25 protein-coding genes are annotated in these 19,868 nt (G+C 65.9%); 1 reads left to right on the plus strand and 24 read right to left on the minus strand.

Annotated features, from left to right (window positions below; translation table 11 throughout):
• The first annotated feature begins 15 nt into the window (after positions 1 to 15).
• Positions 16 to 1,209, plus strand: coding sequence for a Do family serine endopeptidase (locus U9J39_RS19265; protein WP_018004945.1), 1,194 nt, complete (start codon positions 16 to 18; stop codon positions 1,207 to 1,209).
• A gap of 417 nt (positions 1,210 to 1,626) precedes the next feature.
• Here U9J39_RS19265 and U9J39_RS19270 read toward each other — a convergent pair whose 3' ends face one another.
• The 24 genes from U9J39_RS19270 to mlaD all read right to left on the minus strand — a co-directional run bounded on the left by U9J39_RS19270 (position 1,627) and on the right by mlaD (position 19,797).
• Positions 1,627 to 2,721 (minus strand): porin, encoded by a 1,095-nt coding sequence (locus U9J39_RS19270; protein ID WP_115711084.1) that lies wholly within the window; start codon positions 2,719 to 2,721, stop codon positions 1,627 to 1,629.
• A 233-nt stretch (positions 2,722 to 2,954) separates the two neighbouring features.
• Positions 2,955 to 3,761: a twin-arginine translocase subunit TatC gene (gene tatC / locus U9J39_RS19275; protein ID WP_115681296.1), complete on the minus strand. Its 807-nt coding sequence runs from the start codon at positions 3,759 to 3,761 to the stop codon at positions 2,955 to 2,957.
• A 124-nt stretch (positions 3,762 to 3,885) separates the two neighbouring features.
• Positions 3,886 to 4,407, minus strand: coding sequence for a Sec-independent protein translocase protein TatB (gene tatB, locus U9J39_RS19280; RefSeq protein WP_115711086.1), 522 nt, complete (start codon positions 4,405 to 4,407; stop codon positions 3,886 to 3,888).
• Between the two features lie 93 nt (positions 4,408 to 4,500).
• Positions 4,501 to 4,731 (minus strand): Sec-independent protein translocase subunit TatA, encoded by a 231-nt coding sequence (gene tatA, locus U9J39_RS19285; RefSeq protein ID WP_018004941.1) that lies wholly within the window; start codon positions 4,729 to 4,731, stop codon positions 4,501 to 4,503.
• A 147-nt stretch (positions 4,732 to 4,878) separates the two neighbouring features.
• Positions 4,879 to 5,235 carry a histidine triad nucleotide-binding protein gene (locus tag U9J39_RS19290; protein ID WP_018004940.1) on the minus strand — a complete coding sequence of 119 codons (357 nt, stop codon included), beginning with the start codon at positions 5,233 to 5,235 and terminating at the stop codon, positions 4,879 to 4,881.
• 62 nt (positions 5,236 to 5,297) lie between these two features.
• On the minus strand, positions 5,298 to 5,687 hold the full coding sequence (locus U9J39_RS19295) for a DUF4870 family protein (protein ID WP_326347795.1): 390 nt from the start codon (positions 5,685 to 5,687) through the stop codon (positions 5,298 to 5,300).
• 61 nt (positions 5,688 to 5,748) lie between these two features.
• Positions 5,749 to 6,120 (minus strand): phosphoribosyl-ATP diphosphatase, encoded by a 372-nt coding sequence (locus U9J39_RS19300; protein WP_012354084.1) that lies wholly within the window; start codon positions 6,118 to 6,120, stop codon positions 5,749 to 5,751.
• On the minus strand, positions 6,117 to 6,521 hold the full coding sequence (gene hisI, locus U9J39_RS19305; RefSeq protein ID WP_092317504.1) for a phosphoribosyl-AMP cyclohydrolase: 405 nt from the start codon (positions 6,519 to 6,521) through the stop codon (positions 6,117 to 6,119). Before hisI ends, U9J39_RS19300 begins: the two co-directional genes overlap by 4 nt.
• Before the next feature lie 2 nt (positions 6,522 to 6,523).
• Positions 6,524 to 7,294: an imidazole glycerol phosphate synthase subunit HisF gene (gene hisF, locus U9J39_RS19310; protein ID WP_115711087.1), complete on the minus strand. Its 771-nt coding sequence runs from the start codon at positions 7,292 to 7,294 to the stop codon at positions 6,524 to 6,526.
• A 70-nt stretch (positions 7,295 to 7,364) separates the two neighbouring features.
• The gene (gene hisA / locus U9J39_RS19315) at positions 7,365 to 8,111 is read right to left on the minus strand and encodes a 1-(5-phosphoribosyl)-5-[(5-phosphoribosylamino)methylideneamino]imidazole-4-carboxamide isomerase (protein ID WP_092317507.1); all 747 of its coding nucleotides are present in this window, start codon (positions 8,109 to 8,111) and stop codon (positions 7,365 to 7,367) included.
• A 166-nt stretch (positions 8,112 to 8,277) separates the two neighbouring features.
• Complete coding sequence (gene hisH, locus U9J39_RS19320; RefSeq protein WP_172581761.1) at positions 8,278 to 8,931, minus strand: imidazole glycerol phosphate synthase subunit HisH; 654 nt, start codon at positions 8,929 to 8,931, stop codon at positions 8,278 to 8,280.
• On the minus strand, positions 8,928 to 9,551 hold the full coding sequence (locus tag U9J39_RS19325; RefSeq protein WP_115681300.1) for a YchE family NAAT transporter: 624 nt from the start codon (positions 9,549 to 9,551) through the stop codon (positions 8,928 to 8,930). Before U9J39_RS19325 ends, hisH begins: the two co-directional genes overlap by 4 nt.
• Positions 9,552 to 9,640: 89 nt before the next feature.
• Entirely contained in the window at positions 9,641 to 10,228 is a 588-nt protein-coding gene (gene hisB / locus U9J39_RS19330) for an imidazoleglycerol-phosphate dehydratase HisB (RefSeq protein ID WP_010812330.1), read from the minus strand.
• 4 nt (positions 10,229 to 10,232) lie between these two features.
• On the minus strand, positions 10,233 to 11,333 hold the full coding sequence (gene hisC / locus U9J39_RS19335; protein ID WP_116313182.1) for a histidinol-phosphate transaminase: 1,101 nt from the start codon (positions 11,331 to 11,333) through the stop codon (positions 10,233 to 10,235).
• Between the two features lie 29 nt (positions 11,334 to 11,362).
• Entirely contained in the window at positions 11,363 to 12,700 is a 1,338-nt protein-coding gene (gene hisD / locus U9J39_RS19340; RefSeq protein ID WP_116313183.1) for a histidinol dehydrogenase, read from the minus strand.
• 32 nt (positions 12,701 to 12,732) lie between these two features.
• On the minus strand, positions 12,733 to 13,407 hold the full coding sequence (gene hisG, locus U9J39_RS19345) for an ATP phosphoribosyltransferase (protein ID WP_062801929.1): 675 nt from the start codon (positions 13,405 to 13,407) through the stop codon (positions 12,733 to 12,735).
• Between the two features lie 20 nt (positions 13,408 to 13,427).
• Positions 13,428 to 14,678: a UDP-N-acetylglucosamine 1-carboxyvinyltransferase gene (gene murA, locus U9J39_RS19350; RefSeq protein WP_115711093.1), complete on the minus strand. Its 1,251-nt coding sequence runs from the start codon at positions 14,676 to 14,678 to the stop codon at positions 13,428 to 13,430.
• A gap of 85 nt (positions 14,679 to 14,763) precedes the next feature.
• Entirely contained in the window at positions 14,764 to 15,012 is a 249-nt protein-coding gene (locus U9J39_RS19355; protein WP_018004929.1) for a BolA family protein, read from the minus strand.
• A gap of 50 nt (positions 15,013 to 15,062) precedes the next feature.
• Complete coding sequence (locus U9J39_RS19360) at positions 15,063 to 15,884, minus strand: ABC transporter permease (RefSeq protein ID WP_111521342.1); 822 nt, start codon at positions 15,882 to 15,884, stop codon at positions 15,063 to 15,065.
• Positions 15,881 to 16,831 carry an ABC transporter ATP-binding protein gene (locus U9J39_RS19365; RefSeq protein ID WP_116313184.1) on the minus strand — a complete coding sequence of 317 codons (951 nt, stop codon included), beginning with the start codon at positions 16,829 to 16,831 and terminating at the stop codon, positions 15,881 to 15,883. Before U9J39_RS19365 ends, U9J39_RS19360 begins: the two co-directional genes overlap by 4 nt.
• A 260-nt stretch (positions 16,832 to 17,091) precedes the next feature.
• The gene (locus tag U9J39_RS19370; protein WP_326347797.1) at positions 17,092 to 17,400 is read right to left on the minus strand and encodes an STAS domain-containing protein; all 309 of its coding nucleotides are present in this window, start codon (positions 17,398 to 17,400) and stop codon (positions 17,092 to 17,094) included.
• A 148-nt stretch (positions 17,401 to 17,548) separates the two neighbouring features.
• Entirely contained in the window at positions 17,549 to 18,178 is a 630-nt protein-coding gene (locus U9J39_RS19375) for an MlaC/ttg2D family ABC transporter substrate-binding protein (RefSeq protein WP_115711097.1), read from the minus strand.
• A gap of 198 nt (positions 18,179 to 18,376) precedes the next feature.
• Positions 18,377 to 19,288, minus strand: coding sequence for an MlaA family lipoprotein (locus U9J39_RS19380; RefSeq protein WP_442784908.1), 912 nt, complete (start codon positions 19,286 to 19,288; stop codon positions 18,377 to 18,379).
• On the minus strand, positions 19,285 to 19,797 hold the full coding sequence (gene mlaD, locus U9J39_RS19385; RefSeq protein ID WP_092317537.1) for an outer membrane lipid asymmetry maintenance protein MlaD: 513 nt from the start codon (positions 19,795 to 19,797) through the stop codon (positions 19,285 to 19,287). Before mlaD ends, U9J39_RS19380 begins: the two co-directional genes overlap by 4 nt.
• Between the last annotated feature and the right edge of the window lie 71 nt (positions 19,798 to 19,868).

Raw genomic sequence — 19,868 nt, forward strand, 5'->3', positions numbered from 1 at the left:
GCTCAAAACTCCAATATGTTGCGGCGCTTTTGGCTGTTCTTTGCCCAGGCTGTCACCGTCGTGCTGGCGGTCTGGTTCGTCGTGGCAACGCTCAAGCCTGAATGGCTGCAGAGGGGGCGCGTCGCGGTCCAATCCGGCTCGCCCATCGTGGCGCTCAAGGAGGTCGTGCCCAACGTGTCCGGTCCTGCGGCCGAAGGGTCATACAGCGAAGCCGCCCAGCTGGCCATGCCGGCGGTGGTCAATATCTTTACCAGCAAGAACGGCAACAAGCGCTCGCCCAACCCGCAGGCCGAGGATCCGTGGTTCCGCTTCTTCTTCGGCGACCGCCTGCCGGAGCGGCAGGAGCCGGTTTCCAGCCTGGGGTCGGGCGTCATTGTCAGCGCCGAGGGTTACATTCTAACCAACCACCACGTGGTCGACGGCGCCGACGAGATCGAGATCGCGCTGACCGATGGCCGCAAGGCCAACGCCAAGGTGGTCGGCTCCGATCCGGAAACCGACCTGGCCGTGCTGAAGGTGACGCTCAAGGATCTGCCCGCGATCACGCTGGGCCGGCTCGAGAACGTGAAGGTCGGCGATGTGGTGCTGGCCATCGGCAACCCGTTCGGCGTGGGCCAGACCGTGACCATGGGCATCGTGTCCGCGCTGGGCCGCAGCCACCTGGGTATCAACACCTTCGAGAACTTCATCCAGACCGATGCCGCGATCAACCCCGGCAACTCGGGCGGCGCGCTGGTCGACGCGCAGGGCAACCTGCTGGGCATCAATACGGCGATCTATTCGCGCTCGGGCGGCTCGCTGGGCATCGGCTTCGCCATTCCGGTATCGACGGCCAAGCAGGTAATGGAGTCGATTATCTCGACCGGCAGCGTGACGCGCGGCTGGATCGGCGTCGAGCCGCAGGACATGACGCCGGAGATTGCCGAATCGTTCGGACTCGATGCCAAGGAAGGCGCACTGATTGCCGCCGTGGTCCAGGGCGGTCCGGCCGACAAGGCGGGCGTGCGGCCAGGCGATGTGCTGACCAAGGTGGATGGCTTGTCGATCACGGACACCACGGCGCTTCTCAATGCCATTGCGCAGCTCAAGCCAGGCGTGGACATCAAGATGACCGTGATCCGGCGCGGCAAGCCGACGGACCTGACGGTGACCATCGGCAAGCGGCCACCGCCGCCGCGCCGCTCGCTGCCGTTCGAAGAGGAAGAATAAGCCGGGCCGTGCCTTTGCCGGAGTCAGCAAACCCGCCAGCGATGGCGGGTTTTTTCATGCCCGCATCGATTCCGGGATGGGGCGGTAGCGGGGAGACGGGTCGGCCTGTGTCCGATTTTGGCAGAGCCGCAGCGTCCTGCCTTACAACGCCAGTTGTCCTGGCGATGACAGCCCGTCTGACTGGGTCTGCCACCGTGCCTTGCCTGGCCGCCACTATCCGCGTGGTTTGAATGGGCAAATGCAGACCGGCCCGTCCCAATGGGAATTCGCACGGTCTGACGGCAAGCGGACGCAGTACAAGGCGCCAGCCATTCTATCGATTGCCTCGCCTTGGATTGCGCAAAAGAAAACGCCGGCATCCTTGCGGATGCCGGCGTTTTTCAAGTCAACCGTCAGCGGGCGGAGGCCCGCGTCAGATTAGAACTTGTGGCGCAGGCCGACCACAGCACCGAACTGGTCCTTGCCAGCTTGGACGGTGTTGAAGCCGTTCACGCCCAGCAGCGAACCGTTGTCGTTCAGAGCGTACGACAGCGAGGTGTACACGTCGGTACGCTTCGACAGCGCGTAGTCGGCGGTCACGACGAATTGCCACGGATCGGCGTCGGTCTTGCGGAAGTCTTGGTAGTAAGCAGCGCCCGACAGCGAGAACGCCGGGGTCAGCTGGTAGCCCAGACCCAGCCAGTACAGGTTGGAGGTACCGTTGATGCCCAGCGGGTTAGCGGCAGTCGCGACTTGGCCCGGCAGGGCGGCGCCGTCAGCAGCCTTGGCCCAACGGTAGCCAGCGTACACCTTGGCCGGGCCGAAGGCGTAGTTGGCACCAACGGTGGCGCGGCGGATACGTTGACCGCTTGCGTCGACCGGAGCAGTGGCGGGACCGGTGGTCGTGCCGTGCACTTCGTCATACGCAGCACCAACCGAGAACGGGCCAGCTGCGTAGTTCAGCATGGCGCCGTACTCTTGGCCGCGGCGGAAGGCGCCGGCGGTTTCCTGGCCGTTGTTGTTGAAGCTGTAGAAGGCCGAAGCGGTCAGGCCACCGAACTTGCCGATGTACTTGACGGTGTTGTCAGCGCGCGAAGCGAAAGCGGCGTCCTGAGCCAGGATACCGTAGCGCGACGAGATGGCCATCGGGTCATAGATCAGACCGAAGTCGTAGAAGGCGGTCTGTTGACGGCCCAGCAGCAGCGAACCGAAGTTGCTTTGCAGACCGACGTAGGCTTGACGACCGAACAGACGACCGCCTTGGGCCGAACGACCGTCATCCAGGTCGAAGCCGCTTTCCAGGACGAACACGCCCTTCAGACCGCCACCCAGGTCTTCCACGCCACGCAGGCCCCAGCGCGAACCGGACTGGTTACCCGACGACATGCGGAACAGATCGTCGCCGGCAGCGTTGGCCTTGCTGACGTATTCGAGGCCGACGTCAGCCACGCCGTACAGGGTCACGCTCGACTGGGCATACGCGCCACCAGCGGCCAGAGCGGCGACGGCAGCAGCAAACAGTTTCATCTTCATATCGACACTTTCCTTGTCAACTGATTGGGAAATCTTGGTTGCCCAAGTGCTTGGGCGACGCATTTACATTCACGTCTGCTGCGTATTATGTGCCAGCCCCCCCGGCCGTCAGAAGGCTTTTTCGGCGTAAACCATGCTTACCGGCGGTTTTTGTTGTCGGAGAGCAACAGGAATGCGGGCAAAAATCCCCATTTTGGTGCAAACGAACAACACAGCCGGCGAAAAAGCCTGCCTCAGCGCGATTCGTCCGGCTGCGTTTCTGCGGAAGTGGCCTCCTCGGCTGCCGGGCGGCCGATGAAACGGGCCAGGATCAGGCCAAGTTCATAGAGGGCCACGAGAGGAACCGCCAGCAGCAGTTGCGACAGCACGTCCGGCGGCGTGACGATGGCGGCGATGATGAAGGCCCCGACGATCACATAGGGGCGGATCTGCTTGAGCTTTTCCAGTTCGACCACGCCGAACCGCACCAGCACGATCACCACCACCGGCACTTCGAAGGTAATGCCGAAGGCCAGGAACGTGGTCATGGCGAAGCTGAGGTATTTGTCGATGTCGGTGGACATCTCCGCCCCCAGCGGCGCGTTGTAGTGCGCCATGAAATGGAACACCGTGGGGAACACCAGAAAATACGCAAACGCCACGCCGCACAGGAACAGGAAATAACTGCTCGAAACCAGCGGCAGGATCAGGCGCTTCTCATGCTGGTACAGGCCGGGCGCGACAAACTGCCAGACCTGGTACAGCACCCATGGCAGCGCGATCAGGAATGCCACCAGCAAGGTCACCTTCATCGGCACGAAGAACGAGCCGGTCACGTCCGTGACGATCATCTTGCCGCCCTTGGGCAGCGATTCCATCAGCGGCGCGGAGAACAGGTTGAAGATGACCGGCGCCCAGTAGACCAGCGAGACGAACACCAGGATGATGCCGGCCACCGCCTTGACCAGTCGCTGGCGCAACTCGATCAGGTGGGAGATGAAGGTTTCCTGCTGCGACTCGTCTTGCGGGTCTTGGGGATCGGAGGACCGGGTGTCGCTCATGGCGTGAACCGCTCAGCCGCGAGGGCTGGCAAGTGGATCGATGAAACCGCAACGTGGCGGCGTGGGGAGGCGGACACAACGACAGCGGCCACGGCGGCCGGCAGGAGTTCGCCGCGCGCCATGCTTATTCGAAGAAGGACCGGGAGGGCCGGCTCACCGGCCGGTGCCGCTTGACGCGCGCCGCGCCGGACTGCACCCAGACGCGGACATTGTGCTGGCGCTTGAACCACAACGGCCGCGCGCCCTGCTTGACACGCCAGCTCTTGCGCCCGTTGTGCGCCTTGTGCGCCGCGTCCCAGCTGGGCACGAAGCCGCCACCGGCGTCGCTGCTGCCGCCGGCGCCGCTGGCTGCGCCGGTTTCGGCGCCGCCCAGCGCTTCGTTGAGCGCCTGGGTCTGCTCGCTGACTTCCTTATGGATGGTGCGCTCGACATCGCGCGCGGCGTCCTCGAATTCCGTGCGCATCTTGCGCAGTTCTTCCAGTTCCACCTCGCGGCTGACTTCGGCCTTGACGTCGTTGATGTAGCGCTGCGCACGGCCCACCAGCGCGCCTACCGTGCGCGCGACCTTGGGCAGCCGTTCGGGACCGATCACGATCAGTGCCACGGCGCCGATCAGCGCCAGCTTGGAAATGCCGAGATCAATCATGCGGACACATCATGCGGACAACATGCGGAATAGCGCAGGCGTGCAACGACACGCGCAGCGAGGTTTGCGTGGAAGGGAGGGCACACCGCCGGCTTATTGCTGGCGGGACTTTTCCTTGGCGTCGACGTCGATGGTGGTGGAATCGCGCAGTTCCTTGGACGCGCCCGGCTGGGCGCCCTTGTCCTCGCCGTCCTTCATGCCGTCCTTGAAGCCCTTGACCGCGCCGCCCAGGTCCTGGCCGATATTGCGCAGCTTCTTGGTGCCGAATACCAGCATGACGATCACCAGCACGATCAGCCAGTGCCAAATGCTAAACGAACCCATCTCTTGCTCCTGATGCAGCCGCGGGCGCAATCATAGATGCCCGGACCCGTTGTTCCGTCCCGTGATGGCCGCGCCGGGCGACGGTTGCCGGCACAGCTTCTGCCCGGGCGTTGCCGCCGCGGACACTCCCCTGCCAAGGCTGCCCGGTCAGGGCAGCGGTCCCTTCCAGGCGTGGCGCGGTCCACCGAGCACATGCAGGTGCAGGTGGTAGACCTCCTGTCCGCCGTCCGGGCCGGTGTTGATCACCGTCCGGAAGCCGTTGGAACAGCCGGCCGCGCGCGCCAGTTCTGGCACCTTCAGCATCATTCTAGCAAGCACCTCTCCTTCGCCGGCGCCGCAATCGGCCAGCGAGTCGACATGTGCCTTGGGAATGACCAGCAAGTGTACCGGGGCCTTGGGATGGATATCGTGGAAAGCCAGCATGTCGTCGTCTTCATAGACTTTGTTCGACGGCAGCTGGCCGGCCACGATCTTGCAGAAGATGCAATTATCCTGAGCGTTCATGAAAATTTCATTGCGACGGCCACGACGCCGGTGACCACCTCGTGCATCGGTCTGCCCGACCCTCAGAATTGCTGATCCGGGTACATCGGCTTGCTGTCGTTCAGATACAGCCAGCCCTTGACGATACGATACAGCATCCACAGCGACAGCACGCCCCAGACGGCAAAGGCCAGCGGCATCAGCACAACTGTCGCGAACAGCACCCCGCCCAGCACGCCCCAGGCCACCGACCACCAGAACGAGCGGATCTGCCAGGCGAAGTGCGAGGCATACAGCGAGCCGCGCGCGTCATCGCGCTTGACATAGCCGATCACGATGGCGATCAGCGCGGTGATGCCGCCGGTGAGCCAGAAGATGGCATACAGCGCGTAAAGGATGTGCAGCAGCTTGCGCAGGCTGCCAAGCTGTTCGCCGCTGGGAGTAGTGACCTGCCCGGTGTAGTCGTTCGCCATATTCGCCCTCGGTTGGAAGCCTGCCTGCGGCAGGCGGGAGACCGGCCGGCACCCGCGCCGGCTAGTCCTTGCGCCGGGCCTTCTCTTCCAGGCCGGACAGCCCTTCGCGCCGCGCCAGCTCGTTGACCACATCCGCCGGCGTCAGGCCGAAGTTTGCCAGCAGCACCATGCTGTGGAACCACAGGTCGGCCACTTCATAGACTACCTTGCCGGCCGCGGCGCCGCTTTCACCGGCGGCGCGCGCATCCTTGGCGGCCATCACGGTCTCGGTGGCTTCCTCGCCGATCTTCTTCAGGATGGCGTCGTCGCCCTTGCTAAAAAGGCGCGCCACGTAGGACTTGTCGGGGTCGCCGCCGTTGGCGGGCTTGCGCGATTCCAGCACCTCGGCCAGGCGCGCCAGGACATCGTTGCTGCTGAGTGCGTTGTCGCTCATGGCTTGGTGTAGATCTGGGCAGGGTCCTTCAGCACCGGCTCGACCGTCTGCCAGTCGCCGGCGTCCGCATCGCCCTCGAATTTCTGGAAGAAGCAGGAATGGCGCCCGGTATGGCAGGCGATGCTGTCGATTTGCGTCACCTTCAGCAGCACCACGTCTTCATCGCAGTCCAGACGGATCTCGTGCACCTTCTGCACGTGGCCCGACTCTTCGCCCTTGTGCCACAGGCGCTTGCGCGAGCGCGACCAGAACACGGCCTCGCCGAGCTCCACGGTGCGCAGCAGCGCCTCGCGGTTCATGAACGCGAACATCAGCACGTCGTTCGAGCCGACTTCCTGCACGATCACCGGCACCAGGCCGTTGTCGTCCCATTTCACCTTGTTGAGCCACTTCTTCGGCATGATCAGATCCGCACGGGTATGCCCTCGCGGGCCATGAATGCCTTGGCTTCGCCCACGGTATGCTGGCCGTAGTGGAAGATGCTGGCGGCCAGCACCGCGTCGGCGCGGCCCTTGGTTATGCCGTCGGCCAGGTCCTGCAGGCCGCCGACGCCGCCCGAGGCGATCACCGGCACGGGCACCGCATCGCTGACCGCGCGGGTCAGCTCCAGGTCGAAGCCGCTCTTGGTGCCGTCTCGGTCCATGCTGGTGAGCAGGATTTCGCCGGCGCCGCGGGTCGCCATCTCACGCGCCCATTGCACCGCGTCCAGCCCGGTTGCCTTGCGCCCGCCGTGGGTAAAGACTTCCCAACGCGGCGCTTCGCCCGGGGCGGAGCTGCGCTTGGCGTCGATCGCCACCACGATGCACTGCGAGCCATAGCGCGCGGTGGCGTCCGACACCAGTTGCGGGTTGGCGATCGCCGACGAATTGACGCTGATCTTGTCGGCGCCGGCATTGAGCAGCCGGCGCACGTCTTCGACGGTGCGCACGCCGCCGCCCACCGTCAGCGGGATGAATACCTGCGAGGCGACGTCCTCGATGATATGCAGCATCAGGTCGCGCCCGTCGCTGGTCGCGGTGATGTCCAGGAATGTGATTTCGTCGGCGCCCTGCTCGTCATAGCGGCGGGCGATTTCGACGGGATCGCCCGCGTCGCGCAGCTCGACAAAGTTGACGCCCTTGACCACCCGCCCGTTGGTCACGTCCAGGCAGGGGATGATACGTTTGGCTAGCATGAGATTCCTTGTCCGCCACCGCTGCCGTGCCGGCAGCGGCCGGGCGGCCGCGCCCCGCGGCGCCGTTGCCTTATTGCCCGTTGCGCAACTTGTCGGCGCGCGCCTGCGCGTCGGCAAAGTTGAGGTCGCCGGAGTAGATCGCGCGGCCGCAGATGACCCCTTCCACGCCCTCGCCCTCCACCGCGCACAGGTTGTCGATATCGGCCAGGTTGGACAGCCCGCCGCTGGCGATCACCGGGATCGACATCGACTGCGCCAGCTTGACGGTGGCATCGATATTGATCCCCTGCAGCATGCCGTCGCGGCCGATGTCGGTATAGATGATGGCCTCGACGCCGTAGTCTTCGTACTTGCGCGCCAGGTCCGCCACCTCGTGGCCGGTCAGCTTGCTCCAGCCGTCGGTGGCGACCTTGCCGTCCTTGGCATCGAGCCCGACGATGATATGGCCGCCGAAGGCCGAGCAGGCGTCTTTCAGGAAGCCGGGGTTCTTCACCGCCGCGGTGCCGATGATGACGTACGAGAGCCCGTCGTCCAGCCAGCGCTCGATGGTGTTGAGGTCGCGGATGCCGCCGCCCAGCTGCACCGGGATCTCGTCGCCGACCTCGGCGATGATGGCCTTGATGGCGGCCTCGTTGCGGGGCTTGCCCACGAACGCGCCGTTCAGGTCCACCAGGTGCAGGCGGCGGGCGCCCTGCTCCACCCAGTGGCGTGCCATGGCGGCGGGATCTTCGGAAAAGACGGTGGCCTGGTCCATGTCGCCTTGTTTGAGGCGTACACACTGACCGTCCTTCAGGTCGATGGCCGGAATGAGCAACATATGCGTGACGAGCGTGGTTGAGTGAGTGAGATTGAGCGAGACCGGCGCATGCCGGTCAGGTCGGGTCGATAGTCGATCGGATACGGGTCAGGTGCCGGGTCGGTCAGCGGTCGAGCATCGGGTCAACAAGCGAAAACAAGCGAATCGCGAATCGGCAAGCTGCGCTTCAGGGATTCCAGTGGACGAAGTTCCGGTACAGCTGCAGGCCCATGGCCGCGCTTTTCTCGGGGTGGAACTGCGTCGCGAAAATATTATCGCGCGCTACCGCGCTGGTAAACACGACTCCGTATTCCGTTTCGCCGGCAATATGGGCCGGATCCTGCGCCTGCACATAGTAGCTGTGGACGAAATAGAACCAGCTGTCGTCCGGGATACCGTCCCACAGCGGGTGCGGCCTGGCCTGGCGCACCCGGTTCCAGCCCATCTGCGGCACCTTGAAGCGCGAGCCGTCGGGTTGCGTCATGCCATCCAGCGCAAACCGTACGACCTGCCCTGGCATCAGCCCCAGCGCCGGGGTGCGATCCGTGCCGGCGCGGCTTTCAGTGCTGAATTCGAACAGCATCTGCTCGCCCACGCACACGCCCAGCATCGGCTTGCTCGCGGCGGCCTCGACCACCGCTTGCTGCAGCCCGGACGCGCCCAGCGCCGACATGCAGTCGGGCATCGCGCCCTGGCCCGGCAGCACCACGCGGTCCGCCGAGCGGATGCCTTCGGGCGCATCCACCACCCGGACATCGGCTTCCGGTGCCGCGGCGCGCAGCGCCTGCGCCACCGAGCGCAGGTTGCCCATGCCGTAATCCACAATTGCTATGGTAGTCATGATTTCAAAACAGGCAACAATGTCTTCAGCCCGTCCACGATGAATTCAACGGCCAGCGCCGACAGGATCAAGCCCATCAGGCGCGTGCCGATATTGATGCCGGTGCGCCCGATCACCCGGGCGATCGGGTCCGCCGCGCGGAATACCAGGTACACCACCGAGCCCAGCAGCGCACCGATGCCGACCAGGATGAGCAGCTGGTACCAGTGCTGGGTCTTGCCGGCATAGACGATCACCGTGCTGATCGAACCCGGCCCGGTCAGCAGCGGCAGCGCCAGCGGCACCACCGCAATGCTGGACTTTACCTCGGCCTCGTCCTCTTCTTCCGGGGTGGCCTTGGTGCGGCTGGTTTGCGCATTCAGCATGTTCATGGCCATCATGATCATGATGAGCCCGCCGCCCACCTGCAGCGATGCCACCGAGATATTGAAGAACTCGATGATCTGCTGGCCCAGCAGCGCGGACACCGCCACCACGATCGCCACCGAGATCGATGCGATCTTGATGGTACGCAGCTTTTCCGCTTCGGTCTGCAGGCTGGTCAGGCTGATGAAGAACGGGATCGCCCCGATCGGGTTGATCAGCGCCAGCAGCGAGATAAACGACTTGAGCGTATCCATCGGTTGCGGTTGCCAGCAGCGCTGGCCGTATTGGCTAGAGAGGTGGGCGGGCGCCGCAACCAGCCGGCACGCCTACGGATTCAGGATGCTCAGAGCGTACCCTTGGTCGACGGGATCGTGTTGGCCGCGCGCGGATCGAGTTCCACCGCCATGCGCAGTGCCCGGCCAAAGGCCTTGAACACGGTTTCGCACTGGTGATGGGCGTTGATGCCGCGCAGGTTGTCGATATGCAGGGTGACGCCCGCATGGTTGACGAAGCCGCGGAAGAACTCGATGGTCAGGTCCACGTCGAAGCTGCCCACGCGCGCACGCGTGAAGGGAACATGGAACTCCAGGCCCGGGCGGCCGGAGAAATCGATCACCACGCGCGACAGGCATTCATCCAGCGGCACGTAGCTGTGCCCGTAACGGGTGATGCCCTTCTTGTCGCCGATGGCCCTGGCCACCGCCTGCCCGAGCGTGATGCCCACGTCTTCGACCGTATGGTGGTCGTCGATATGCGTGTCGCCGGTGGCTTCGACCTCCAGGTCGAACATGCCATGCCGGGCGATCTGGTCCAGCATGTGGTCGAGGAACGGCACGCCCGACGCCAGTTTCTGGCGGCCGCTGCCGTCGAGATTCAGGGAAACGCGAATCTGCGTTTCCGAAGTATTGCGGGTGACCTCTGCAACACGCATGGTGTTAATCCTGCAGCGACGCTGCGAATGCCTCAAGGAACTGCGCGTTTTCTTCGGGCGTGCTGACCGTGACGCGCAGACAATTGGCCAGCAACGGGTGCATTTTACTCACGTTCTTGATCAATACCTTCCGCGCGAGCAGGCGCTCGAAGGTCTGTGCGGCATCCGGCACGCGCACCAGCAGGAAATTGGCGGCGCTGGGGAACACGGTGACCCGGGGCTGCGCCGCCATGCCGTCGGCCACGCGCGTGCGCTCGGCACGCAGTTGCGCGGCCTGTTCGTCCAGCACCGCCACATGCTCGAGCGCGAACAGCGCGGCGGCCTCGGTCAGCACGTTGACGTTGTAGGGCGGGCGCACCTTGTCCAGCTGCGCCAGCCATTCCGGCGCGCCGGCGAGGTAGCCCAGGCGGATGCCGGCCAGGCCCAGCTTCGATACGGTGCGCATCACCAGCAGGTTGCCGAAGTCGGTCAGGCGCGGCATCCAGCTGTGCTGGGCGAACGGCTGGTAGGCCTCGTCGACCACCACCAGGCTGTTGCAGACCTCGCCCTGCGCGGCGCGGATGATGGCCTCCATGTCGGCGGCATCGAACAGGTTGCCGGTGGGGTTGTTCGGGTAGGCCAGGTAGATGATGGCGGGCTGCTGCGCGGCCATTGCCGTCAGCATGGCGGCGCGGTCGAGCGTGAAGTCGTCGCGCAGCGGCACGCCGACGAACTGCAGGCCGGCAAACTGCGCCGACATCGCGTACATGACGAAGCCGGGCACCGGCGCCATTACCTTCGCGCCCGGCCTGGCCGCGGCCAGCGCCAGCATGCTGATGAGCTCGTCCGAGCCGTTGCCCAGCAGCACGTCCATGCCGGCCGGCACCTGCATCACGCGCTTGAGCGCGGCGCGCAGCGCTTCGCTGCTCGGCACCGGGTAGCGGTTCAGCGCCACCTCGCCCAGGCGCTCGGCCAGTTGCTGGCGCAGCGCGGGCGGCAGGCGGTACGGGTTTTCCATCGCGTCGAGCTTGACCAGACCGTGCGAATCCGGCACGTGGTAGGCGCCCATGGCGCGCACGTCGTCACGGATGATGCGTTCGATCAGGGAGGGCTCTACGGCTGACATGGAAGCTCCAGGTGGGTTGGGTCAGGGGTTCAGCTACGCTTGAAACGGTATTCCGCGCTGCGGGCGTGGGCCTGCAGCCCTTCGCCGTAGGCCAGTTCGGCGGCGATCTGGCCCAGCATCTGCGCGCCGCCCTCGCTTACCTCGATCAGGCTCGAGCGCTTCTGGAAGTCATAGACGCCGAGCGGCGACGAGAAGCGCGCGGTGCGCGAGGTCGGCAGCACGTGGTTGGGGCCGGCGCAGTAGTCGCCCAGCGACTCGCTGGTATAGCGGCCCAGGAAGATGGCGCCGGCGTGGCGGATCTTCTCGCTCCATTGGCGCGGGTTCTCGGCCGAGATCTCCAGGTGTTCCGGCGCGATCGCGTTGGCGATCTCGCAGGCCTCTTCCATGTCGCGCACCTTGACCAGCGCGCCACGGCCGGAGATGGAGGCGGCAATCACGTCGCGGCGCGGCATGGTGCCAAGCTGGCGCTGGATGCTGGCCTCCACGCGGGCGATATAGTCCGCGTCCGGGCACAGCAGGATCGACTGCGCCAGTTCATCGTGCTCGGCCTGCGAGAACAGGTCCATCGCCACCCAGTCGGGGTCGGTGGTGCCGTCGCAGATCACCAGGATCTCGGAAGGGCCGGCGATCATGTCGATGCCGACGGTGCCGAACACGCGGCGCTTGGCCGCGGCAACGTAGGCGTTGCCCGGGCCGACGATCTTGTCGACCTGCGGCAGCATCGCGGTGCCGTAGGCGAGCGCACCGACCGCCTGGGCGCCACCGATGGTGAACACGCGATCCACGCCGGCAATCTGCGCCGCGGCCAGCACCAGTTCATTGCGCACGCCGCCGGGCGTGGGCACGACCATGATGATTTCCTTGACGCCCGCCACGCGCGCCGGGATCGCATTCATCAGCACCGACGACGGGTAAGCGGCCTTGCCGCCCGGCACGTAGATGCCGACGCGGTCCAGCGGCGTCACCTTCTGGCCCAGCATGGTGCCGTCGGCCTCGGTGTATTCCCAGCTGTGGCTGCCGCATTCGATCTTCTGCTTCTCGTGATAGGCGCGCACGCGCGCGGCCGCCGCCTCCAGCGCGGCGCGGCGCTTGGGCTCGAGGTCTTCGAGCGCGGCTTCCAGCTGCTGCTGCGATACCTCCAGCGCGCCCATCGACGACGCTTCGACGCGGTCGAAGCGGCGGGTGTATTCCAGCACCGCGGCATCGCCGCGCGACTTCACGTCGGCCAGGATCTGCGCGGCGGCGCGATCGATGGCCTCATCCTCGCCGGCCTCGAAGGCCAGCACCTGACGCAGTGCCTCGGCAAAGCCCGGCTCGCTGGAATCGAGCCGGCGGATCGGCAGGCTTTCCATTTCGGTTGGGTTCATGACTTCTGTTCCTGTCAGGCGGCGACCCGGCCTCAGGCCAGCGCCGCTGAAGCGCGTTCGAAGGCGTCGAGGATCGGTGCCAGCCGCTCGCGCTTGAGTTTGAGCGCGGCCTGGTTCACCACCAGCCGCGACGAAATCTGCACGATCTCTTCCACTTCCACCAGATTGTTGGCGCGCAGCGTGCTGCCGGTGCTGACCAGGTCGACGATGGCATCGGACAGGCCCACCAGCGGGCCCAGCTCCATCGAACCGTACAGCTTGATCAGGTCGACGTGAACGCCCTTTTTCGCAAAATGCTCGCGCGCGGTCTGCACGTACTTGGTGGCCACGGCAAGGCGCGCGCCCTGGCGCACGGCCTTGGCGTAGTCAAACCCGGCCGGCACTGCCACCGACATGCGGCAGCGCGCGATGTTCAGGTCGATCGGCGCGTACAGGCCGGCCATGCCGCTTTCCATCAGCACGTCCTTGCCGGCCACGCCGAAGTCGGCCGCGCCGTACTGCACGTAGGTCGGCACGTCCGAGGCGCGCACGATCACCACGCGCACCGCCGGATCCGAGGTCGGCAGGATCAGCTTGCGCGAGGTCTCGGGATCCTCGGTGACGCGGATGCCGGCAGCTTCCAGCAGCGGCAGCGTCTCGGTGAAGATGCGGCCCTTGGACAGCGCCAGCGTCAGCTGGTTGGGCGATGCGTTGAAAGCGGGGCTCATCGGGCTTCAGTCCTTGGTGCTCAGGCAATGCGGCGGATCTTCGCGCCCACTGCCGACAGCTTGTCTTCCATGCGGTCGTAGCCGCGGTCCAGGTGGTAGATGCGGTCGATCACGGTCTCGCCGTCGGCCACCAGACCGGCGATCACCAGGCTGGCCGAGGCGCGCAGGTCGGTCGCCATCACGTTGGCGCCGGACAGGCGCGGCACGCCGTTGACCACCGCGGTGTTGCCTTCGACGGTGATGTCGGCGCCCAGGCGGTTCAGCTCCTGCACGTGCATGAAGCGGTTTTCGAAGATGGTCTCGGTCACGCGCGCGGTGCCCTCGGCGACGGCGTTCAGCGCCATGAACTGGGCCTGCATGTCGGTCGGGAAGGCGGGGTATTCCGAGGTGCGGAAGCTTACCGCGCGGGCGCGGTGCGGCATCGCCAGGCGGATCCAGTCGGCGCCGGTCTCGAGGCTGGCACCGGCTTCGCGCAGCTTGTCGAGCACGGTGTCGAGGATCTCGGGCTGCACGCCGCGCAGCACCAGGTCGCCCAGCGTCGCGGCCGCCGCGCACAGGAAGGTGCCGGCCTCGATGCGGTCGGCGATGACGCTGTGGCTGGCGCCGTGCAGGCGCTCGACGCCGTGCACCACCAGGCGGTCGGTGCCGATGCCGTCGATCTTCGCGCCCATCTTCACCAGAAGCTGGGCCAGGTCGGTCACCTCGGGCTCGCGCGCGGCGTTTTCCAGCACGGTCTCGCCTTCGGCCAGCGTCGCCGCCATCAGCAGGTTCTCGGTGCCGGTCACGGTGATCATGTCGGTGACCACGCGCGCGCCCTTCAGGCGCTTGGCGCGCGCATGGATAAAGCCGTGCTCGATGGTGATCTCGGCGCCCATCGCCTGCAGGCCCTTGATGTGCTGGTCGACCGGCCGTGCGCCGATGCCGCAGCCGCCCGGCAGCGACACGCGGGCCTCGCCAAAGCGCGCCACCAGCGGGCCCAGCACCAGGATCGAGGCGCGCATGGTCTTGACCAGCTCGTACGGAGCCTCGAGCACATTGACGTCGGCGCCGTTCAGGGTCACGCGCGCGCCGTCGAACTCGGCCTGCATCCCCATCAGGCGCAGCAGCTTGAGCGTGGTGCGCACGTCCTGCAGGTTGGGCACGTTGTCCAGCGCGACGGTGTCGGCCGTCAGCAGGCCCGCGCACAGGATCGGCAGGGCGGCGTTCTTGGCGCCCGAGACGCGGATTTCACCCTTGAGCGGGCCGTTGCCGTGAATCTGGAATTTGTCCATGTTCTATGGTTTGTTCCGGGCACGCGCCCGGCATCATTGTTCTGGAGCCGCGCAGGCGCGCGGCGCATGGTGCGTTCTTGATGCTCTACTTGCCTGCGTCCGCCTGCCACTCCGCGGGCGTCAGGGTCTTCATCGACAGCGCATGGATCTCGGCGCGCATGCGATCGCCCAGCGCCGCGTAGACACGCTGGTGGCGCTGGATCAGCCGCTTGCCTTCGAATTCGTTGCTGACGATGGTGGCAAAGAAATGCTGGCCATCGCCCTCGACTTGCAGATGTTCGCAGGGCAGTCCTTGGGCAATGTAGTCCCTGACTTGTTCCGGTGTAGGCAGCATGGGGTTCTCTTCAGCGTGATTCAGCTTGATTCAACAGGGCCGGCCGCCGCTCAGTGGCGCAGCTTGTATCCGGACTTCAACAGGCGCAGCGCCAGCGCCGCCAGCACCACGAACGCCGATCCGACCACCGCCAGGCTGAACAGCGGCGATACGTCCGAGACGCCGAAGAAGCCATAGCGGAAGCCGTCGATCATGTAGAAGAACGGATTGGCATGGGACACCGCCTGCCAGAAGGCCGGCAGCGAATGGATCGAATAGAACACGCCCGACAGGAAGGTCGCCGGCATGATCAGGAAGTTCTGGAACGCGGCCAGCTGGTCGAACTTCTCGGCCCAGATGCCGGCGATCAGGCCGAGCGTGCCCAGGATGCCCGCGCCCAGCAGCGCGAACACCAGGATCCAGCCGACGTTGGCGAAATGGAGGTTGGCGAACCACGCCGTCACCAGCAGCACGCCCAGCCCGACGGTCAGCCCGCGGATCACCGAGGCCACCACGTAGGCACCGAACATCTCCCAGTGCGACAGCGGCGGCAGCAGCACGAACACCAGGTTGCCGGTGATCTTCGACTGGATCAGTGATGAAGAACTGTTGGCGAACGCGTTCTGCAGCACGCTCATCATCACCAGCCCCGGCACCAGGAAGGCGGTGTAGCTGATCTGGTCGTAGACCTTGACCCGGTCTTCCAGCACATGGCCGAAGATCAGCAGGTACAGCACCGCGGTCAGGACCGGCGCGGCCACGGTCTGGAAGCTCACCTTCCAGAAGCGCAGCACTTCCTTGTACAGCAGCGTGCGGAAGCCCACCAGGCCGCCGACGGCCATCGGGCCGAGGCGGGTGTCGTCCAGGATTTCGATGTCGCCAGGCTGCTTCATGCCGCGGCCTCCATCGCCGGGTCGGGCAGCGCGCCGGGCATATGCCCTTCGCGGCGCATGATCTGCACGAATACGTCCTCGAGGTCGGCCTTGTTGATTTCCATGTCTTCGATCTCACACCCCGCTTCGCGGCAGGCGGCCAGGATCGGCTCCACCGCCTGGTAGCCCGACAGCCGCAGCCGCACCGCGCGCTCGCCGGGGTTGGCCGGCATGCGCAGCGGCTCCAGCGACGGCGGCAGGCCGCCGCGCGCAAAGGTCAGCACCAGCTGCAGGCCGGCAAATTGCGTCAGCAGGTTGCTGGTGCGGTCCAGCGCCACCACTTCGCCGAACTTGAGCATGGCGATGCGGTCGCACAGGGCCTCGGCCTCTTCGAGGTAATGCGTGGTCAGGATGATGGTGTGCCCTTCGCGGTTCAGGCGCGAGATGAACTTCCACAGCGTTTGCCGCAACTCAACATCGACGCCGGCAGTGGGCTCGTCGAGCACGATCACCGGCGGGCGGTGCACCAGCGCCTGCGCCACCAGCACGCGCCGCTTCATGCCGCCGGACAGCTGGCGCATATTGGCATCGGCTTTCCCGGTCAGGTCCAGGTTGGCCATGATTTCGTCGATCCAGTCGTCGTTGCGGGTCAGGCCGAAATAGCCTGACTGCAGCCGCAGCGTCTCGCGCACCGTGAAGAACGGATCGAACACCAGCTCCTGCGGCACCACGCCCAGCATACGCCGCGCCATCCGGTAATCGGCGACGACATCGTGCCCCAGCACACTGACGCGGCCGGAATCGGCCCGGTTCAGGCCGGCGAGGATCGAGATCAGCGTGGTCTTGCCGGCGCCGTTGGGCCCGAGCAGGCCGAAGAATTCGCCGCGTTCGACGGTGAAGCTGACGCCCTTGAGCGCCTGCAGGTTGCGGTAGCGCTTGCGAACGTCGTGGATTTCAATGGCTTTCATGGCCGATTGTTTGTGGCGAGTCCGGCTCTTTCAGGGGCCGGCCGCCAGGAAATGGGGAGCAAAGCGTGCCCGGATGTCCTGCTCCGGCATGGATCGGGCCGGCAACAGGCGGGGGGATGGGCGAACAACCCGGAATTATAGGGGATGCGGGGTCGGTCCCGCTTGATCCCCGCCGGATCCGCCCCGGGGGCTCGGCGGCCGCGCCAGCGGTCGCCGCGGCATCGCGTGCGGCCGCCTGGATGGCGACCGGCGATGCCGGATCAATGTCGGTGATGGAGTGCCGGTGGGATGGCGGCGGGCGCTGCCGCGCTCGCCAGGCCGAGCAGGCCGTCGACGCCGTACAGGCTGGCCAGTTGCGCCAGCTGCGCCGGCACGCCGCGCAGCACCAGCGCCTGGCCGCGCGCCACCGCGGCCCGATGCCATGCCAGCAGCACGGCGACGGCCGAGGAGTCCACCCGCGCCAGGCCGGCGCAGTCCACTTCGACGTCGCCCTGCGCCACGCGTGCCAGCCCGTCGCGCAGCACCGCGGCGGCATTCTGGTTGGTCAGCGAGTTACCCGGCGAAAGCATGGCGTCAGTGGCCTGGATGCGGAAAGAAGAAAGGGATCTGAAAACGAAGGCTCCCGCGCGGAGCGGGAGCCTGTGTCGCGAACGGCCATTGTAGTGCAACTTCGGCGCGCCGTGCTGCATTGCAGCGGCGCACCGCGGGCATGCCCCGTCAGCTCTTGGCGTTGGCGAGCTGGCGGTTGCGGTCCTGCAGCGTCTTGATCACGCCCTCGACGCCCTGCTGGCCGACGATGGTGTTGAAGCTGCCCTTGTAGGCTTCGGTCAGCCATGCGCCCAGCACGTTGATGTCATAGACCTTCCAGCCTTGCGCGGTCTTTTCCAGGCGGTAATCCATCTGGATCGGCTCGCCCTTGTTGATGACCTGGGTGCGGATGGTGGCATCGGTATCGTCGGCGGTGCCCCGGTACGGACGGTATTGCACGGTCTGGTCGCGGATCTGCGCGATGGCTCCGGCGTAGGTGCGGATCAGCAGGGTCTTGAATTCCTCGGTGATCTGCTTCTGCTGCTCCGGCGTGGCCTTGGACCAGTTGCGGCCCATGGCGATCTGCGTGGTCTTCTGGAAGTTGGCGTTGGGAATGATCTTCTGTTCGACCAGCGCGGTGATCTTGCCGATATTGCCGGCCTGCATGTCCTTGTCGGCCTTCACGGTCGACATCACGTCATTGACCACGGCCTTGACCAGCCCGTCCGGGGTGGCCGTTTCCTGGGCCGATACCTGGGCCTGCGCGGTCCCCGCGAAGGCAACCGCCGTCAGGAGGGGGAGCAACAGTCGCTTGAGCATGTGAGATTTCCTTCTTTATCAAAGAGGTCGTGACCCGCGCCTGCGCGTCGATACGCGGCCGGAAGGCCACGGGTCCTTGCAGATTGGAACATAGCGGCGTCACGCGCGTTGCCATCAAAAGCGCACCAGACGCCACCTACAAACAATTTGTTTCAGCGGTCACAGCGCATTCACAGCGCCAGTGTCGCCTTCGCCGCTTCAGCGGAAGCGCACTCCCGGCATACCCGGCAGCACCGGCGGCAACGGCATGCTCTGGCCTTCCGGCTGGGTCTCGCCGGCGGCGCCGGGCTTGGGCGGCTCCGCGGCCGGGGCCGAAGCGCCATCCGCCGCCGGAGCCGGTGCCGGAGCCGGTGCGGCGTCGGCCGCGGCGGGCGCCGGCGCCGCGTCGTCGGCCTCGGCCTCGTCGTCGCCACCCGGTGGATTGCCGTCGTAGATCAGGTACTGGCGCCGCTGCAGGTAGGAGTCACGCAGGAACGAGTACTTGTCCAGCGCCGCCTGCTCCAGCAGGTTGCTGGCACCCAGCAGCTGGGCCCGGCCGGCGACGATGCGCACCCCGACCAGCGAATTGCGCAGCGAAACCGGATAGAAGTACGCCGACGGATCGGCCTGGCGGTCGACCAGCATGCCGGCGGTGTCGCGGAAGGTGCTCGGGCCGAACAGCGGCAGCACCAGGTACGGGCCGGCCGGCACGCCCCACACGCCCAGCGTCTGGCCAAAGTCTTCCTTGTACTTGGGCAGGCCGGCCGGGGTGGCGATGTCGATCAGGCCGCCGATGCCCAGCACGGTGTTCATCGCCACGCGCATGGTGTCTTCGGCCGCGCGCGTCGGCTTGCCCTGCAGCAGGTTGTTCACCGCCGAATAGACGTCGCTGACATTGGAGAAGAAGTTCTCCACCGCGCGCTGCACCGGCGTCGGCGTGTAGTCGGCATAGAGTTCGGCCACCGGGCGCATGATGCCCTTGTCGAAGTCCTCGTTGATCTTCGAGACCTCGCGGTTGAACGGCTCGAGCGGGTCTTTCGGGTTGGCGGTGGGGCCAGTGGCGCAACCGGCAAGCGCCGCGGCGGTCGCGGCCGTAGCCATGAGGTTGCGGATGTGGCGGGGGGCGTTCACTTGAGGTCTCCAGCCGGGGCCGGCGCGCTGGCGCCGGGGGACGAGCCGCCGCCCGCATCGGCGGCCTTGTTGTACAGGAACTGCCCGATCAGGTTTTCGAGCACCACCGCGGACTGCGTCATGGTGATGCGCGCGCCGTTGGCCAGCATGGCGGTGTCGCCGCCGGCTTCGAGGCCGATGTACTGCTCGCCCAGCAGGCCCGAGGTCAGGATCTTGGCCGAGGTGTCCTTCGGGAACTGGTAGCGCGTCTCCAGGCTCATCTCGACGGTAGCCTGGTAGGTCTTGTCGTCGAATCGGATCGCCGCGACCCGGCCGACCACCACGCCCGCGCTCTTGACCGGCGCGCGCGGCTTGAGCCCGCCGATATTGTCGAAGCGGGCCTGCACGCTATAGGTGTCCTGGAAGCTGAAGGCGCTCATGTTTCCTGCCTTGAGGGCCAGGAAGAGCAAGGCGACGAACCCTGCCGCCACAAACAGTCCCACCCAGAAATCGAGTGTGTTCTTTTTCATTGGAATCTCTTTCTTCAACCCCGTAGTGTCTGTCGCTGCCGCCTTGTTATCGTAGCGGCCGCATCGTTGCG

Source organism: Cupriavidus sp. SS-3, assembly GCF_035818815.1.
GTDB classification, from domain to species: Bacteria; Pseudomonadota; Gammaproteobacteria; order Burkholderiales; family Burkholderiaceae; genus Cupriavidus; species Cupriavidus taiwanensis_C.

Bases quoted from the DNA above. Each gene is read 5' to 3' on its own strand.
- U9J39_RS19265 (WP_018004945.1), top strand. From the start codon at position 16: ATGTTGCGGCGCTTTTGGCTGTTCTTTGCCCAGGCTGTCACCGTCGTG.
- U9J39_RS19270 (WP_115711084.1), bottom strand. From the start codon at position 2,721: ATGAAGATGAAACTGTTTGCTGCTGCCGTCGCCGCTCTGGCCGCTGGT.
- tatC (WP_115681296.1), bottom strand. From the start codon at position 3,761: ATGAGCGACACCCGGTCCTCCGATCCCCAAGACCCGCAAGACGAGTCG.
- tatB (WP_115711086.1), bottom strand. From the start codon at position 4,407: ATGATTGATCTCGGCATTTCCAAGCTGGCGCTGATCGGCGCCGTGGCA.
- tatA (WP_018004941.1), bottom strand. From the start codon at position 4,731: ATGGGTTCGTTTAGCATTTGGCACTGGCTGATCGTGCTGGTGATCGTC.
- U9J39_RS19290 (WP_018004940.1), bottom strand. From the start codon at position 5,235: ATGAACGCTCAGGATAATTGCATCTTCTGCAAGATCGTGGCCGGCCAG.
- U9J39_RS19295 (WP_326347795.1), bottom strand. From the start codon at position 5,687: ATGGCGAACGACTACACCGGGCAGGTCACTACTCCCAGCGGCGAACAG.
- U9J39_RS19300 (WP_012354084.1), bottom strand. From the start codon at position 6,120: ATGAGCGACAACGCACTCAGCAGCAACGATGTCCTGGCGCGCCTGGCC.
- hisI (WP_092317504.1), bottom strand. From the start codon at position 6,521: ATGCCGAAGAAGTGGCTCAACAAGGTGAAATGGGACGACAACGGCCTG.
- hisF (WP_115711087.1), bottom strand. From the start codon at position 7,294: ATGCTAGCCAAACGTATCATCCCCTGCCTGGACGTGACCAACGGGCGG.
- hisA (WP_092317507.1), bottom strand. From the start codon at position 8,111: ATGTTGCTCATTCCGGCCATCGACCTGAAGGACGGTCAGTGTGTACGC.
- hisH (WP_172581761.1), bottom strand. From the start codon at position 8,931: ATGACTACCATAGCAATTGTGGATTACGGCATGGGCAACCTGCGCTCG.
- U9J39_RS19325 (WP_115681300.1), bottom strand. From the start codon at position 9,551: ATGGATACGCTCAAGTCGTTTATCTCGCTGCTGGCGCTGATCAACCCG.
- hisB (WP_010812330.1), bottom strand. From the start codon at position 10,228: ATGCGTGTTGCAGAGGTCACCCGCAATACTTCGGAAACGCAGATTCGC.
- hisC (WP_116313182.1), bottom strand. From the start codon at position 11,333: ATGTCAGCCGTAGAGCCCTCCCTGATCGAACGCATCATCCGTGACGAC.
- hisD (WP_116313183.1), bottom strand. From the start codon at position 12,700: ATGAACCCAACCGAAATGGAAAGCCTGCCGATCCGCCGGCTCGATTCC.
- hisG (WP_062801929.1), bottom strand. From the start codon at position 13,407: ATGAGCCCCGCTTTCAACGCATCGCCCAACCAGCTGACGCTGGCGCTG.
- murA (WP_115711093.1), bottom strand. From the start codon at position 14,678: ATGGACAAATTCCAGATTCACGGCAACGGCCCGCTCAAGGGTGAAATC.
- U9J39_RS19355 (WP_018004929.1), bottom strand. From the start codon at position 15,012: ATGCTGCCTACACCGGAACAAGTCAGGGACTACATTGCCCAAGGACTG.
- U9J39_RS19360 (WP_111521342.1), bottom strand. From the start codon at position 15,884: ATGAAGCAGCCTGGCGACATCGAAATCCTGGACGACACCCGCCTCGGC.
- U9J39_RS19365 (WP_116313184.1), bottom strand. From the start codon at position 16,831: ATGAAAGCCATTGAAATCCACGACGTTCGCAAGCGCTACCGCAACCTG.
- U9J39_RS19370 (WP_326347797.1), bottom strand. From the start codon at position 17,400: ATGCTTTCGCCGGGTAACTCGCTGACCAACCAGAATGCCGCCGCGGTG.
- U9J39_RS19375 (WP_115711097.1), bottom strand. From the start codon at position 18,178: ATGCTCAAGCGACTGTTGCTCCCCCTCCTGACGGCGGTTGCCTTCGCG.
- mlaD (WP_092317537.1), bottom strand. From the start codon at position 19,797: ATGAAAAAGAACACACTCGATTTCTGGGTGGGACTGTTTGTGGCGGCA.